11 protein-coding genes and 1 pseudogene are annotated in these 15,312 nt (G+C 72.8%); 5 read left to right on the forward strand and 7 right to left on the reverse strand.

All coding sequences use genetic code 11. The features are described from left to right. Positions 1–13: 13 nt before the first annotated feature. The 3 genes from MYMAC_RS19835 to MYMAC_RS19845 are packed head-to-tail and all read left to right on the forward strand — an operon-like array spanning position 14 to position 4,109. Positions 14–1,909 (forward strand): sigma 54-interacting transcriptional regulator, encoded by a 1,896-nt coding sequence (locus tag MYMAC_RS19835; RefSeq protein ID WP_095959217.1) that lies wholly within the window; start codon positions 14–16, stop codon positions 1,907–1,909. Between the two features lie 20 nt (positions 1,910–1,929). Further along, entirely contained in the window at positions 1,930–2,502 is a 573-nt protein-coding gene (locus MYMAC_RS19840; RefSeq protein WP_013940632.1) for a hypothetical protein, read from the forward strand. Continuing rightward, a complete protein-coding gene (locus MYMAC_RS19845) occupies positions 2,499–4,109 on the forward strand; it encodes a carboxypeptidase regulatory-like domain-containing protein (protein ID WP_239988901.1) in 1,611 nt (536 codons plus the stop codon). The genes MYMAC_RS19840 and MYMAC_RS19845 overlap by 4 nt, the downstream gene beginning before the upstream one ends. Before the next feature lies 1 nt (position 4,110). Here MYMAC_RS19845 and MYMAC_RS19850 read toward each other — a convergent pair whose 3' ends face one another. The 5 genes and pseudogenes from MYMAC_RS19850 to mutL all read right to left on the reverse strand — a co-directional run bounded on the left by MYMAC_RS19850 (position 4,111) and on the right by mutL (position 8,644). Then, complete coding sequence (locus MYMAC_RS19850; RefSeq protein ID WP_204816825.1) at positions 4,111–4,623, reverse strand: hypothetical protein; 513 nt, start codon at positions 4,621–4,623, stop codon at positions 4,111–4,113. An 88-nt stretch (positions 4,624–4,711) separates the two neighbouring features. Then, on the reverse strand, positions 4,712–5,635 hold the full coding sequence (locus MYMAC_RS19855) for a tetratricopeptide repeat protein (RefSeq protein WP_414114831.1): 924 nt from the start codon (positions 5,633–5,635) through the stop codon (positions 4,712–4,714). Between the two features lie 155 nt (positions 5,636–5,790). Further along, complete coding sequence (locus MYMAC_RS19860) at positions 5,791–6,516, reverse strand: hypothetical protein (RefSeq protein WP_170114749.1); 726 nt, start codon at positions 6,514–6,516, stop codon at positions 5,791–5,793. Between the two features lie 18 nt (positions 6,517–6,534). Next, entirely contained in the window at positions 6,535–6,690 is a 156-nt protein-coding gene (locus MYMAC_RS37245; RefSeq protein WP_163884409.1) for a hypothetical protein, read from the reverse strand. A 95-nt stretch (positions 6,691–6,785) separates the two neighbouring features. Beyond that, positions 6,786–8,644: pseudogene (gene mutL / locus MYMAC_RS19865) on the reverse strand (DNA mismatch repair endonuclease MutL). 102 nt (positions 8,645–8,746) lie between these two features. Between mutL and MYMAC_RS19870 the strand changes: the two are divergent. Both MYMAC_RS19870 and MYMAC_RS38390 read left to right on the forward strand, forming a co-directional pair. Next, positions 8,747–9,709, forward strand: coding sequence for an SDR family oxidoreductase (locus MYMAC_RS19870; RefSeq protein WP_013940639.1), 963 nt, complete (start codon positions 8,747–8,749; stop codon positions 9,707–9,709). Between the two features lie 2 nt (positions 9,710–9,711). Beyond that, positions 9,712–11,565, forward strand: a complete 1,854-nt coding sequence (locus tag MYMAC_RS38390) for a 1-acyl-sn-glycerol-3-phosphate acyltransferase (protein ID WP_095959220.1) — start codon at positions 9,712–9,714, stop codon at positions 11,563–11,565. 34 nt (positions 11,566–11,599) lie between these two features. Here MYMAC_RS38390 and MYMAC_RS19880 read toward each other — a convergent pair whose 3' ends face one another. Then, positions 11,600–12,475 (reverse strand): diguanylate cyclase, encoded by an 876-nt coding sequence (locus MYMAC_RS19880; protein WP_013940641.1) that lies wholly within the window; start codon positions 12,473–12,475, stop codon positions 11,600–11,602. Between the two features lie 92 nt (positions 12,476–12,567). Beyond that, positions 12,568–15,177, reverse strand: coding sequence for a hypothetical protein (locus MYMAC_RS19885; protein WP_095959221.1), 2,610 nt, complete (start codon positions 15,175–15,177; stop codon positions 12,568–12,570). Positions 15,178–15,312: the final 135 nt, after the last annotated feature.

Below are 15,312 nucleotides of genomic sequence, written 5' to 3' on the forward strand. Positions count from 1 at the left end.
CCAGGTACGTGACATGGCCAGCCTCACCGTCCGCACCCCCGATGGCAAGGTCCGCGCGGTCTCCCTGCACAAGCGCCTCACCAGCATTGGCAGGGGCCCGGACAACGACATCCCGCTGGAGGACACCTCCGTGCCCGCCAGCGCCCTGCACGTCACCTTCGACGGCACGCGCTACGAGGTCGGCAGCCTGGGCGCCACCTTCCACGTCAACGGGAAGAAGCGCGACGCGCACGCGCTGTCCACCGGGGACGTGGTCCGCGTGGGCCACACCGAGCTGATCTTCGCCCGGGACGACGCCCCCCGCGCGGCGCCCACGCCCCCCTCGCCTCCGCCGCGCGAGCTGGTGCGCACGTCCAACCCGGACTCGCACACCTCGGAGCTGCCCGGCGTGCCCGGCCGCGAGCTGCTAATGCTGCGCCGGCTCACCGCGTTCAGCGAGCGGCTGCTGGGGCTCTACGACGTGGAGCGCCTCCTGGAGGGCCTGATGGACGAGGCCATCGAGGTGACGCGCGCCGACAAGGGCTTCCTCATCCTGATGGAGAACGGGGAGCCGCGCGTGAAGGTGGCGCGCAACGTGTCCCGGGAGAACATCGAGGACGCGGTGGAGAAGGACAAGCTGTCCGACTCCATCATCGCCAAGGTGGTGAAGGAGCAGAAGCCGCTCATCGTCGCGGACGCGCTGGACTCACCGGAGTTCAACAAGAGCGACTCCGTGGTGAACCTGCGCGTGCACTCCGTCATGTGCGTGCCGTTGATGCAGAAGGGCGACCTCTTCGGCGTCATCTACGTGGGCAACGACCGGCTGGTGAACCGCTTCGAACCCAAGAGCGCGAACATGCTCACCATCTTCGCGGCCCAGGCGTCGCTCATCCTCCAGAACGCGATGCTGGTGAGCGACCTCAAGCTCGACAACACCGAGCTGCGCCGCAAGCTGGAGGACCACCGCTACGGCGACATCGTCGGCGCGTGCCAGGGCATGCGGGACGTGTACAAGCGCATCGACAAGATCGCCCCCACGGACATCTCCGTGCTCATCACCGGCGAGACGGGCACCGGCAAGGAGCTCATCGCCCGGGAGATCCACCGCCGCTCGCCGCGCGCCAAGGGCCCCTTCATCACCATCAACTGCGGCGCGATTCCGGAGAACCTGCTGGAGAGCGAGCTGTTCGGCCACGTGAAGGGCGCCTTCACTGGCGCGGTGGCCACCAAGGCCGGCAAGTTCCAGGCGGCCATCGGCGGCACGCTCTTCCTGGACGAGATCGGCGAGATGCCCCTGCAGCTCCAGGTGAAGCTGCTCCGCGCGCTCCAGGAGAAGGTCGTCTACAAGGTCGGTGACAACCGCGGCGAGCCGGTGGACATCCGCGTCGTCGCGGCCACCAACAAGGTGCTCGAGGACGAGGTGAAGAAGAACACCTTCCGCGAGGACCTGTACTACCGCCTCAACGTCGTCACCCTGCGGCTGCCGCCCCTGCGCGAGCGCGGCGAGGACGTGGTGGTGCTGGGCCGCTTCTTCCTCCAGAAGTACGCCCGCGAGTTCAGCTCCAAGGCCCGCGGCTTCACGCCCTCCGCCACCGTCTCCATGCGCAAGTACGGCTGGCCCGGCAACATCCGCGAGTTGGAGAACCGGCTGAAGAAGGCGGTGGTGCTCGCGGACAAGCCGCTCCTGGGGCCGGACGACCTGGACCTCAAGCCGGAGAACCTGGAGCCCATCATGCCGCTGCTCCAGGCCAAGGAAGAGTTCCAGAAGCGTTACATCAACGAGGTGCTCGCCCGGAACAACGGTAACCGCACCAAGACGGCGAAGGACCTGGGCGTGGACCCGCGGACCATCTTCCGGCATCTGGAGAAGCTGGAAGCGGAGAAGTCAGGACGTCCCCTGCCTCCCGAGGAGGGCGACGAGCTAATGTAGGAGCGAGCGGTTCCGACGGGATGATGGACGCCACGACGCGGCAAGACACCGGGAGACGACGGCTGCGGCGGCTGGTGGCCGCGAGCCTCGTTGCGTCCGGGTGCCTCATCCCCCAGGACGACACGCTGCTGGACGCGGTGCCGGACTTCATGAACCGGCCCCCGCGCATCATCGAAAGCCTGGTGGCGCCCCAGCAGCGCTTCATCCCGGACTTCGGCGCCAGCACCTGCGACCTCACCTTCGAGGTGGCCGTCGAGGACCCGGACGTGGACGACCGCATCGTCGTGCACTGGTACGTGGACTACAACCCGCAGGACCCGCGCGGCCCCTACCGCCAGTACGAGCTGGCCAGCACCCGCGAGCCCCGGCGCTCGGACCGGGGCACGCTGCTCATCAGCCTGGCCTCCGCCAACAACCCGCTGGCCGCGCCCGGCCCCCACCTGGTGGAGGCGCTGGTGAGCGACGCGGAGCTGGTGGACCGGGTGGTGCAGCCGCGGCCGGTGCAGTTGCCGGATGGCACCACGCTCGACAACCCGGGCTTCGCCGTCACCTACTCGTGGGTGGTCAACACCGTCCAGGGGGACTGCCGGTGAGGCCGTGGCGCCCGCTCCGGAGGCTCGCGTGGGCCACGCTGCTGAGCGGGCTCTCCAGCGCGGGCTGCGTGCTGCTGGAGGAGACGCCGGACCCCAGCGAGCTGGTGTGCCGCGAGGACAGCGACTGCGCCGCCAACGAGGTGTGCTTCCCGGACGGGTGCGGCGACCCGGGCCAGGACATCGTCGTGGAGGTGACGCCCAACCCCCATGACGGCCTGCACGCGCAGGACTTCGAGGTGGACGCCGTCCGTCCGGAGCTGAACCTGGCGCTGTTCGGGCCCGCGACCGTCCAGGGCAGCGCGGCGCGCGTCACGGCGCCCGGTGGGGCCTCGCGCCCCTACAACGAGCCCATCCACCTGACGGCCCGCGGGCAGAGCGCGCTGCTGCCGGGCGTGACGCGCACCTTCACCGCGAGCCTGGTGCCCGTGAATGGAAGCTGGACGCTGCCGGTGGGGACCGGGACGTACACCGTGACGCTGGAGCCGGAGGACCTGGGGCTCCCCCCGGTCCAGGGCCACGCCACCGTGGAGCCGGGCGGCGCGAGGCCCCTGCATCTGGAGCTGCTGTCCCCCCACCAGGTGGCGCGGCTGGACGGCCAGGTGGTGCGGCAGGGGGCGCTCCTGGTGGACGCCGAGCTGGAGGCGCAGGCGCTGAACGCGGACCTGTCTCCCCTGTCCCAGCGGGTGCCGGTGTCGCGGAGCACGGGCGCGTTCTCCCTGGCCCTGCCCCTGGAGGCCTCGCAGCGGACCAGCCTCCTGGTGCGCGTGACGGCGGCGGGTGACGTGTGGGTGCCCCAGAAGACGTTCACCGTGGACCCGCGCGAGCCGCTCGCCGCGCCGCTGGAGCTGGGCGACTACGGCGCGCCCGTCCAGGTGTCCGGCCGCATCCTCGGGCGGGACGGCCGGCCGGTGGCCCAGGCCACGGTGTCCCTGGGCGGGCAGGTGGGCGGCGGCGGCACCTTCCAGGGGCCCATGAGCGTCACCGACGCGGAGGGCCGCTTCACGGCGCTGACGCTCCCCTCCGCGCCGGGCAGCGGCCTGTCCCTGGTGGTGGTGCCGCCGTCGGGCTCCACCGCGGGCCTGACGGTGCAGCCGGTGGAGGTGCCGCGCACCGGCGCCGTCCTGACGGACGTGGTGTGCCCGGACCGGCGCATCGTGCGGGGCACGATCCTGCAGACGGACGGCGCCTCCCCGGCGCTGGGCGTGCGCGTGCTGGCGGACCCGGTGGGCCAGGTGCCCGGCTGGCCCCGGCCCCCGGCGGGTGGAGAGTCCCTGGGCACCACGGACGACACCGGCGGCTTCCGCCTGGGGTTGGATCCGGGCATCTACCGCATGGACTTCATCCCCACGGAGAACCTGCCCCGCGTCAGCCGCGTCGTCACCGTGCTCCCCGGCGACGACTCGACGGAGCAGGTGCTGGCCACCTTCCCGCTCCAGCGGGGCCGCACGGTGCGGGGCCTGGTGAGCGAGTCCGGCCTGCCCACGCCCTACGCGTCCGTGCGCTTCTACCGGGTGGCGAACCTGGGCGGGCGCCCGTCCCCGGTGCTGCTGTCCCAGACGGTGTCGGACCACCTGGGCCGCTACACCGCCCTGCTGCCGGTGCGCTGACTCAGGGCAGCCGGCCGGCGCTGGGGTCGCGGCCCGCGCGCTCCAGGGCGGCATGCAGGGCGTCCACCGCGCCGCCCACCTCGCCCGCGTACTGCACGGCGTGGATGGCGTAGAGGTCCTGCACGCGCACCAGCCGGCCGAACACCTCGCGCAGGGGGGCGCGCTCGCGCGAGTCGAGCGCGCACTCGGACTCACGCACGCGGAGCTTCTGGAGCCAGGCGGTGCGGAAGCGCATCCACTCCTGGTCCACGCTCTTGGCGGGAGAGACGTTCACCAGCTTCTCGCGGCCGCTCTCCAGCTCCGTCCACAGCGCGCGCGCGCCCTCCAGGCACTCGCGGAACGTGAGCGTCACGGGGGCGGGCGGCAGCTGCTCCGGTGTCATCGCCGAGACAGAGCGACCGACGCTCCAGATGAGCCACAGCGAGAACAGGGTGGTGAGGAGGATGTGGATCCCATACGCGGCGCCACGGAAGCGGCGGAAGCGGGGATCTTTCCGGGGGTCGGGAGAGGACACGGGGCCCACGTCTTATGACCGTGGACCCCGCGTGGCAACGCTTCCGTGTCTCCAGCGTCCAACCGGCGGGGCGCTGGCCCCGGGCGGGCTACTGGCCGGGCTGGCTGGTGGCCTGCGCGGGGGCCGGGTTCATCAGGCGCTTCACCGTGGCGATGCGGCCCCGGAACTGCGACTGGTACTGGCTGTTGAGGTAGGTGCCGGCCGCGTCACGGGCGATCTCCAGCGCCTTATCGTACTGGCCGACCTCCTGGTAGGAGTGCGCCAGCAGCAGCATGGCGTAGTCGCGCGTCTTGGACTTGCGGTCGCCCTCCACGAAGCGGGCGAGCAGCGGGACCGCCTTCTCGTGGTTGCGGGTGTTGTTGTAGGCCGTGCCCAGGAAGAAGGACGCGTCCAGCGCCTGGTCCTGGGGCGGGTTCATGGCCAGGAAGCGCTCCATGTTGGAGATGACGCCGTCCATCTCGTTCTTGCGGAAGGCGATCTTCCCCTGCTCGAACGCGGCGTCGCCCGTCTCCCGGCGCAGCACGGCGGCGCGGTCATTGAGGGCCTGGCGCTCCAGGTTGCTCAGCCGCGACGTGTCCAGCTTCACCAGCGCGTCAATGCCCTTGAGGCGCTCGTCGCCCGGCAGGTTGGTCATCATCTTGTAGACCTTGTTCGCCTCCTGCTGGACCGCCTGGTGCGCCGCGGTGTCCGCGCGCTGCTTCTCGAGCTGGCCGGTGAGGTCGGCGACCGTCTTCTCCAGGCGCTCCCGCTCGTTGGTGGCGCTGGAGCTGCGCGCGCTGTTGATCATCAGCGCGGCGCCCACGGCGATGACCGCGAACAGCACGTAGGCCACCGCGGACGACAGCCACTGGCGCTTCTGGAAATCTTCGTGGCGTTTGCCAACCGCCTTCACCTCCGCGTGGAGGTTCTTGAGCAGGTTGTCGCTCTTGATGACGAGGTTGCGTGCCTCGACGATCTCACGGCGCAGCTCCGTGAGCTCCTTTTCCACATCCGTCTTCGGCTGGTCTGGCATGGACATCTTCCTGGGCCCGGAAATGATCTCGGCCGATTCACGCATCGTAAGGAGTTCTCCCGGTCATGCGGCGATAATTTCCGCAGCGGAACAGCGCTGCTTGGCCAATGCATTTCCCAGAAGAAGGGCGGCCGTGTCCGGCTCGCCTGCCTCCCCTACAGACCGCCAGAGAGCGGTCGTGATGGCTCCGCTGGAAAGCTGTACGTCACGCCCAGGGAGAGCCAGCTCCCTCCCAGGCTGAACGAGCCGACGCGGCCGGTGGGCGGCCCCACCGGGCCCCGCAGGAAGGCCAGCCGGTAGTCCGCGGTGATGCCCCACCGGGGCGTCAGCCGCAGCGTGGCCCCCACGTTGCCCATCCAGGCCTGCGTGGTGATCTCCTGCAGCGCCTCCCCCTTGCGCTCCGACGAGGTGAGCGTGGGCCCGGTGAGCAGGCCGGCGAAGGGCACCAGCCCGTGCGGCCCGATTCCCGGAAGCACCGTCTGGAAGCGCAGGCCGATGAGCGCCCCGTACCCGAGCGTGTCCACCTGCCGTGCCTGCGGAGGCGCACCGTCAGCGCCGGGCTCGTTGAGGTAGAGGCGGCTCTTCGTCCCGAACAGGTCGATGCCCACCTCCAGCAGGTCGGAGATGGCGTAGGCGAAGGACGCCGTCACCGTGGGGCCGCCCGTCACCTCCCGGGCGCGCGGCAGCCCCTGGTTGGCGGGGCGCGCGTACCAGCCGTCATACAGCGTCTTGTTGGGGGTGATGCGCCAGCCGCCCTGGATGGTGATGCGGCCCACCCCATCCAACGAGGTGGAGACGTCCTCATCGCCGTAGCCGTCATGGTCCTGGGCGGCGGCGGGCGCGGAGAGCAGCAGTGCGAGCGGAAGGAGGCGGCGGAGCATCAATGGGCGGCTTTGGCGTCAGGGGCGCTTGGGGCTCAGCGCGATTTCCAGGAAGGTGGTCCGCCGGCGGCGCAGCGACGCCACGAAGCAGCGCACCACGCATCCGGCGCCGAACTCGCGCAGCACCACGCCGAGATTCGCCACCACGTCCCGCAGGGTGATCACACCGTGCATGTGCCCGCTCCTGTGCGCTGCGGAGGTTGGCCTGGGTGCTACAGGCGTGTGGCGCACGGTACCAGGGGGTCCCCCCCCGTCAATTTTCAGGGCGGTCAGCGGGCGCGCCGCTCCAGCTCCAGCAGGGGCATCTCCAGCACCACCACCGTGCCGTGGCTGCACGTGGGGTGGAAGTCCGCGCGGTCCAGCTCCCCGAGCAGCGCGCGGAGCTGCGCGTCGGACAGCGGCGAGGCGCCGGCCTGCTTCGCGGCGTGGCACGCCATCACCCGCACCGCCTCCGCCAGCGACACCGCGTCCAGCGTCGCGCTCCGGGGCGGCAGGGCCCGCGCCAGCGCCTCCAGCAGCGCGCGCGCGTCCGCGCCCTCCAGGCCTGGCGGCACCGTCTTCAGCGCCACCGTGGTGCCGCCGAAGGGCTCCACGTCGAAGCCCAGGCGGCCCAGGGCCTCCCTGCCCTCCACCAGCGCCTTGGCCGCGGCGACGGGCAGCTCCAGCGTGGAGCTGAAGAGCGTGGGCGCCGGAGGCGGCTTGCCGGACTCCAGCGCGCGCAGGTAGCCCGTCAGCCGCGCGCGCTCCAGCGCGGCGTGCGGGTCCATCACCACCAGCGTGCCACCGGGGCCTTCACAGACGTGGAAGCGTCCGCCCAGCATGCCCAGGGGCCGCAGCGCGCCGAAGTAGCCCGGCGGCGGCGCTTCATTGAGCTGGGGCTGGGCCTGCCCGAAGGCGGGCGCCTGCCCCACCGCGGCGGCGAAGGGCAGCGCGCCCGGCCCGGTCCCCTGCCCCATGGGCGGCAGCGAGGGCGCGCCCGGCCCGGGCCCCGGCGCGTCCATGGCGGTGGGCAGCGGCCCGCCCCACGCCGCCTCCTGGGCGCGGGTGAGGAAGCGCTCCACGGCGTGCGCGTAGTGCGCGGCGTCCATGGGCTGCCCCGCCTGGGGCGCGGAGCCCTCCACGCCCGAGCCCAGCCACGGCGCGGCGCGCAGCATGCGGCTGAGCGCGGCCGTCACGGCCTCCTGGACCCCCCGGGCGTCGGCGAAGCGGACCTCCTGCTTCTGGGGGTGCACGTTCACGTCCACCGCGCGCGGGTCCACGTCGATGTGGAGCACCACCACCGGCTGGCGGCCCGCCGCGAGGAACTCCTGGTAGGCGCGCTGGATGGTGCCGATGAGGCCGCGGTCGCGGATGTAGCGGCGGTTGACGAAGGTGTAGAGGCCGCGCGCGTTGTTGAAGGTGAACTCGGGCGAGGCGGCGTACCCCGTGACGGCCACGCCCAGCCGGCGCTCCTCCACGGGGAAGAGGTGGGGATGCGCCGTGGAGCCCAGCGCGGCGGCGATCCGCTCGCGCGGATCATCCGGGCAGGCGGCGCTGGAGAAGAGCGTGCCGCCTTCGTGCGAGGCGAAGAAGCCCACCTCCGGGTACGCCAGGGCCAGGCGCACCACGGCCTCCTCCGCGTGCTTCAGCTCCGTGTCGCCCCGGCGCAGGAACTTGCGGCGCGCGGGCACGTTGAAGAACAGGTCCTCCACGGTGATGACCGTGCCCACCCGCGGCGGCGCGTCCTCCACCAGCGGGGGCGCCCCCCCTCCACCGTCACCCGCGTGCCCACCTCGGCGTCCGCCGCCGCGGAGTGAAGTGTGAACCGGGAAACGGATGCGATGGCCGGGATGGCCTCGCCGCGGAACCCCATGGAGTCGATGTGGAACAGGTCATCCAGCTCACGCAGCTTGCTGGTGGCGTGGCGCTCCAGGCAGGCCACGGCGTCCGTGCGCCCCATGCCGTGCCCGTCGTCGGAGACGATGATGCGGTCCACGCCGCCGCCCTCCAGCTCGACGCGCACGGTGCTGGCGCCCGCGTCGATGGAGTTCTCCACCAGCTCCTTCACGACGGAGGCGGGGCGCTCCACCACTTCGCCGGCGGCGATCTTGTTGATGAGGACGTCGCTGAGACGGGCAATCCGGGACATGGCGGCCGGACACCCTCCGCCACCCAGGCGACGTTGTCCAGCAACACAACGGGGGTGGCGGCTGACAATCCCAGGCGGCTGGGCTAACACACGACACCGCGTATGGACGTGTCTCGACCAGGCAAGGGGCGGCTGCGCGTCGCGGTGACCGGCGCCAGCGGTGACTACGGGCGGCTCCTGCTTTCACGGCTGGAGCAGGACCCCGAGGTGGAGAGCATCCTCGTGCTCGACGTCGCGCGGCCCGAAGGCGACAAGGTGGAGTTCCACCGCGTGGACCTCACGCGCTACGACGCGGAGAGCGAGCTCACCGACGCGCTCACCGAGCGGCCCGTGGACGCGCTCTACCACCTGGCGTTCCTCTTCGGCCCCATCCGCAACGGCTCCCTGGCGCACGAGCTGGAGGTCATCGGCACCATGAACGTGCTGACGGCGGCGGGCCGCTCGAAGCTGCCCCGGCTGGTGGTGCCGTCCATGACGGCCGTCTACGGCGCGCGCGGGAACAACCCCGCCCTGCTGCGGGAGGACTCGCCGCTCCAGGGGTGCCCGCACAGCCGCTTCGTCACCGACAAGGTGGAGGTGGAGGGCCAGGTGCGGGCCTTCCGGGAGCGGCACCCCGACATGCGCGTGCTGGTGCTGCGCTTCGCGCCGGTGCTCGGGCCCTCGGTGGACAACCCGGCCACGCGCCTCCTGAGGCACCCGGTGGTGCCCACGCTGCTGGGCTATGATCCGCTCTGGCAGGGGCTCCATGAGGAGGACGCGGCCCGAGCCCTGCACCTGGCGCTGCGCGCGGACGCGTCCGGGGAGCTCAACGTCGTGGGCCGCGGGGTGATGCCGCTCTCCGGCCTCATCCAACAGGCGGGCGCCCGGCCGCTCCCCCTGCCGGGGCCGCTGTTCCGGGCCGCGCTGCACACCCTGGACGTCGTGGGCGCGGGCCCGTTGCCCGTGGCCCTGCTCGACTACATCCATTACTCATGGGTCGCGGACGGCGAGCGCGCCGAGTCCGCACTCGGATTCATCCCCCTCCACCATGTCAAAGACGCCGCTGCGGCGCTGAAGAGGAGCTAGTCATGGCCAAGGGCGTCCTTGGGAACGATCCCTTCAAGCGCGGCGCCGCGTCGCGCCCCACCGAAACCGCCACGCCGGGTGGCGAGGAGAAGCCGGCCGCCGCGGACGCGGTGACGGCGAAGAAGAAGCCGGGGAACGGCGGGACGGCGTCCGCGAGGGCGGCGGGCAAGGCGTCCGCCGCGAAGGCCCGCAAGGCCGAAGGCAAGAAGGGGTCCGGAAAGGCCAGGGGCGGGAAGGCCGCGGCCACCGGCGGGAAGGGCGCCGCCCCCGCGCCGTCCCGGCGACCCGCAGAGCACGCGCGGGGCGCCGAGGAAGCCGCGCTCCCCTTGCGTGAGCCCGCGGCTTCCGCTCCGCCGTACGCGCTGGACGCGGAGGCCCCCGGCCCGGTGAACGACGCCAGCGAGCCCACCGCGAGGCAGCGCGACGTGGAGCACGCCCTGGCGGAGGCCGTGGCCGCGGAGGTCGCCGAAGCGACGGCCACCGCCACGGTGGCCGCGGAGCTGGGCGCGCGGGAGGGGCCCGACGCCGAGGTCGAACGGCTGATGGCCACCGAGCTCGCCACCGAGCTGGCCGGGTCCGCCGTGGAGGGAGCGCTGGAGCAAGGCCCGTCCACCCAGGGCGCGGAGCAGGAGCAGGAACACGCCGCCGAGGTGGCCGCGCAGGTGGCGGACAGCGCCGCTCGGGCCGCCATCGACGAGCTGCGGACCCGCCACGCCGCGCCGGAGACCTCCGTGTCCTCGCGGTGGGAGGAGACGTCGGTCCACGTCGTGGTGACGGAGGAGGCGGACACCTCCGCGGTGGAGCCGGAGGTGGAGCTGCCGGACGCCACGCGCGACGAGTTCCCGCCCGGGCGCAGGGGCCCGCTGTCGCTGGTGCCACCACCGCCCGCCGCCGCGTCGGGTGAGCCCGACCGTGAGCCCTTCGCGCCGGACGCCGGGCGCGCCGAGCCCGAGGGCGTCCGTCCCCTGGCGGAGCGCGCCGTGGCGGCCCTCTCCCTGGCGCGAGACATCGCCGGACAGGCCCTGGCGAGCGAAGGCCTGGGCCGGGCGATGCTCGCGGTGGGCGGGCTGAAGGACATGGTCCGCGCCGGCCTGGGCACCGGGGGCGGCGCGAACCTCGACGAGTACGGCAAGGACCCCTCGCTCGTGGAGCGCCTGGAGCCGGTGCTCGAGTTCCTCTACTCGCAATACTGGCGCGTGGGCGTGCAGGGCGTGGACCACGTGCCGCCGGGCGCGGCCATCCTGGTAGCCAACCACTCAGGCGCCCTGCCCTACGACGGCCTGGTCATGTCCCTGGCGCTCACGCGGGAGCGCCCGGACCTGCGCGAGCCCCGCTGGCTGGTGGAGGATCAGGTCTTCCACGCGCCGGTGGTGGGAACGCTCTTCAACCGCCTGGGCGCGGTGCGGGCCTGCCCGGAGAACGCGCTGCGCCTCCTGGACGAGCACCGCCCGCTGGTCGTCTTCCCGGAGGGCTACCAGGCCCTCAGCAAGCCCTTCGGTGAGCGCTACCGGCTGAAGCGTTTCGGCCGCGGCGGCTTCGTGAAGCTGGCGCTGCGCACGGGGGCGCCCATCGTCCCGGTGGCCATCGTCGGCGCGGAGGAGACGTCACCGCTGCTGGGCCGCCTCCCCGCCTCCTTCCTGGGCCTGCCCTACGTGCCCCTCACGCCGCTGGGCCCCCTGCCCCTGCCGGCCAAGTGGAGCATCCGCTTCGGCGAACCCATTGGCGTGGAGGGGCTGGCCCCCGAGGCCGCGGACGACCTGGGCGAGGTCCAACGCCTCACCGAGCGCACCCGCGAGGCCATCCAGAGCATGCTCCAGTCGCTGCTGCGCGAGCGCCGCTCCGTCTTCGCCGGCTGAGCCGCGCCCCGCCCGGGCCCGGTGGGCTGGCGCTTCAGCCCACCACGCGGTTGCGGCCGGTCGTCTTCGCCTCGAAGAGCTTCTCGTCGGCGTCCCGCACCAGCTCCCCGGGCTCGCGGTGGTGCGGCTCCAGCACCGCGAACCCCACCGACACCGTGACGGGGATGGCCTGCCGGTCGAACTCGAAGCGCTGCTTCTCCACCAGCCGGCGCACCTTCTCCGCGAGCTGGCGCGTGCCGGCCTCGGACACCTCCGGCAGCAGGATGGCGAACTCCTCGCCGCCGTAGCGCGCGAACACGTCCTCGCGGCGGATCTTCGTGCGCACGGTGGACGCGAGCTGCTTGAGCACCGAGTCCCCCGCCAGGTGCCCGAACTTGTCGTTCACCGCCTTGAAGTGGTCGATGTCCAGCAGCACCAGCGACAGCATCCGCTCGTAGCGGCGGCTGCGCGAAATCTCCCGGTCCAACTGCTCGTCGAAGTAGCGCCGGTTGTAGATCTGCGTCAGGCCGTCCATGGTGGTCAGCCGGTAGATTTCATCGTGGTACGCCGCCTCGATGTTGCCGCCGGCGATGTACTTGAAGATGGTCCGGCCAATCTTCACCAGGTCGCCGTTGCGCAGCTCGCGCACGCCCTCCACCAGCTCGTCGTTGATGAACGTGCCGTTGGTGGAGCCGAGGTCGCGGATGCGCACGCCCTCACGGGTATTGGTGATGCTCGCGTGGTTGCGGCTCACCGACTCCTGGTCGATCTGGATGTCCGCCTTGGACGAACGCCCGATGAGCGTCTCCTCGGACGTGAGGTCGAACTTGCGTCCCAGGTCCAGGCCGTAGATCACCACCAGCGCCGCGTCGAGGTTGACCGGCCGGTCGGAGATCTTCGAGATGACCGTGACGACCGTCTCCTTCTGCACCTTGCCTCCCGAGGAGACAACGCTACCACCCGGCAAATCAAGAAAGCGAGTCAGAGCGAGGGAACCCGGGTGGGTGCTCCCATACTCGGGCGTCAGGGGATGTCGACCTGTCGGGTCTCGGAGACGAGCGGACGGAGCGGGTCACCCTCGGGGTCCACCAGGGTGGCCACCAGGGACACGCCCAGGCCGGAGCACGAGGGTGGCAGCTCCAGCTCCACCTCGCCGCGGCCAGGGGCGACCGGCTCGGCGGCGAACAGGGCGTGGTCCTGGCAGCCCACGCCGCCCCGCAGGGTGACGCGCACCTGGCCTTCGCCGCCCGGCTGGGTGCCCAGGCGGAAGCCGGAGACGCTCACCCGCACCGCGCTGCCTCGGGCCAGCCGCTGTCCGTCCACCTCGGGGTGCCGCCACGTCACCTCCGGGCGGCCCAGGCCCACCACGGCGACGGCGTCCGTCAGGTCCGCCAGCCGCTCCATGCCCGGGCCCACCGCCGCCGCCAGGCGCGCGGGCCCCTGCCCCACGCGGGGGTCCAGGCCGCGCACGCGCAGCGCCTCCACCTGGAGCCGCGCGCGCGTCCCCAGGAGCGCGACGTCGTAGGTGCGGTCCTCGACGCCCGGCGGCGGACGGGGCACCACGACGCCGTCCTCCGCGGCGTCCGGGTCCAACAGCACCGTCCAGCGGCGGCCGGCGCGGTTGGTGAACTCGGCGCGCACCAGGCTGGCCCGCGCGTCCACCTCGGCCTGGAGCTCGCGCCCGTCGAGTCCACCGTGCGCGTCGCTGTCGAAGTTGTAGCGAACAAACTCCGGCACGGAGAGGAAGCTCAGCCCCGCCTCCACGGGACGCAGGCCGTCCGGGTCGAACTTCGGCCCGGGCAGGTCGGCCACGAGCGTGCTCGTGGCCACCGCGCCATCCTGGGCGCGCACCCCGGACGAGGCCGACACCACCAGCCGGTAGGGCTGTCCCTCCAGGCCCTGGTGCGCGGGCGCCATGCGCACGGCCACCACGCCCGGCCGGCCCAGCCGCGCGTCCGCGTCCGTGTTGGGGTCCGCCGGCGCCACGTTGGCCGCCGCGCCCAGCCCCAGCGGCACCAGGCCCCGGCCGGGCACCGCCACGGTGGCCATGGCATAGGTCCGGTCCAGGTACGTCCCCCGGAACTGGGGCAGCGGCGGCACGCGCACCGTGAAGGGGAAGGACAGCCGCACGCCCGACGTCTCCGCGCCGAAGGGCTGCGCCTGCGCGAACTCCGCCGCGCTGACGTCCGGCTCACCGGCGAGGATGCCGGGCGTGGGGGCCAGCGTGAAGCTCGCGTCGCGCGCCAGCGCCGAGACGAAGCGGGTCGAGGTCGGCAGCAGGCGCCCCAGTTGCAGCAGCGGGTCCATGCCCGGCTCCAGCACGTTGAGGGGCAGGTCCTTCAGCGGCAACGCGCCCGTCAGCGCCCACACCGTCCGCGTCCCGCAGGCGCCGGTCCGCGTGGCCAGCTCGGCGTCCACCACGCCCGGCAGCGGCTCCGCACACACCCCCGCGAGGCCAGGGGCCGCGACGTCCGGCGCCACGGCGCCTGTCAGCCAGAGCGCGCTGCCGGACGGCAGCGTCACCCGCGTCTGGCCCGACCCCACCGGGAGGCTCACCTCGCGCTCCGGCCCCAGCAGGGACTCGGGGGACAGCTCGGAGGGCAGGCCCGGCACGGACATCCCCATCAGCCCCACCTGCAGCGAGGTCGCCGTCGACAAGGGCGCCACCACCGAGGGGAAGCGCCCCTGCACACCGCCGAAGCGGTCCAGCGGGTTGCGCCGCAGGGCCAGCCGCACGTCGCGGAAGTCGCTCGCGTCGTGGCGCGAAAGCGTCAGGTAGCCGAAGTCGGGGTGGAAGGCGGACAGCGCCACGTCCCCCTCCGCGGGCACCCACGCCGCGCCGTCGGCGTTCGTCACCATGGCCGCCGCCACGTCGCCGTCGTCGTCGGACACCACGACGAGCGCCAGCGGCACCGGCCGGCCGGTGAGCGCGTCCACCACCAGCACGCGCACCCCACCGGCGGGCACGTCCGGAGACAGCACGGTGACGCGGGCCTGGCAGGCCGCGTCGCCCACCCGGACGGACACCGCCGCGTGCTCCGCGCTGGGGGCGGACAGCGTGTAGCGCCCCCGCGGACCGGCACCACCGCCCACCACGGAGGGCGACAGCGCCTCCCACGTCACGCCGTCGCGCGGCACCAGCGGGGCGCCCCGCGCGTCGCGCACCCACACCTGGAGGTCCACGGCCAGCCCGGGGGCGCCCACGACGACGTCCGGCGTCACCTCGCAGGACGCCGCCAGGGACTCGGAGGGCGGCGCCACACACGCGCCGTTGCGGCAGACGGCGTCCGCGCCACAGTCCGCGTCCGCGGCGCACACGGCGGGCACGCAGCGGTTCATGTCACACTGACACCCCGGGCCGCCGTCGCCGTCACAAGCCGCCAGCGCGTAGCTGCCCCGGCGGGACGCCTGACAGTCCTCACGCGTCAGACAGGCGGGTTCGCAGCGCGCGGTGGCTGAATCACAGAAGAAGAGCGCGGGGTCCGGGCAGTCCTGGTCGACGGCGCAGTGCGGCCCCTTCGGGTTCGGGCCCACGGATTCATCGGGGACCTCGTCCATGGCGCCGCAGCCGCTGAGCCACAGCAGGACGCAGGCCAGGCAGGCCAGCTTGAGGGGACGGGGGGTGGGACTCATGCGGATGCGGCTCCGGGGGGACCGTCCGCGACCTTACAGGCAGGACGCGTGCTGCGCGACGGTACGCGGCGCCGGCCGCCGCCCTTCATGCGCCATCATAGCCTGTCCGGCCGCCATGCGCCCCTCCTCCCCACG

This window comes from Corallococcus macrosporus DSM 14697, from assembly GCF_002305895.1.
Lineage (GTDB): Bacteria > Myxococcota > Myxococcia > Myxococcales > Myxococcaceae > Myxococcus > Myxococcus macrosporus.

Excerpts from the sequence above, each read along its gene's own strand:
- MYMAC_RS38390 (WP_095959220.1), top strand. The coding sequence starts at position 9,712 with ATGGCCAAGGGCGTCCTTGGGAACGATCCCTTCAAGCGCGGCGCCGCG.
- MYMAC_RS19855 (WP_414114831.1), bottom strand. The coding sequence starts at position 5,635 with ATGCCAGACCAGCCGAAGACGGATGTGGAAAAGGAGCTCACGGAGCTG.
- MYMAC_RS19885 (WP_095959221.1), bottom strand. The coding sequence starts at position 15,177 with ATGAGTCCCACCCCCCGTCCCCTCAAGCTGGCCTGCCTGGCCTGCGTC.
- MYMAC_RS19870 (WP_013940639.1), top strand. The coding sequence starts at position 8,747 with ATGGACGTGTCTCGACCAGGCAAGGGGCGGCTGCGCGTCGCGGTGACC.
- MYMAC_RS19835 (WP_095959217.1), top strand. The coding sequence starts at position 14 with ATGGCCAGCCTCACCGTCCGCACCCCCGATGGCAAGGTCCGCGCGGTC.
- MYMAC_RS37245 (WP_163884409.1), bottom strand. The coding sequence starts at position 6,690 with ATGCACGGTGTGATCACCCTGCGGGACGTGGTGGCGAATCTCGGCGTG.
- MYMAC_RS19860 (WP_170114749.1), bottom strand. The coding sequence starts at position 6,516 with ATGCTCCGCCGCCTCCTTCCGCTCGCACTGCTGCTCTCCGCGCCCGCC.
- MYMAC_RS19840 (WP_013940632.1), top strand. The coding sequence starts at position 1,930 with ATGATGGACGCCACGACGCGGCAAGACACCGGGAGACGACGGCTGCGG.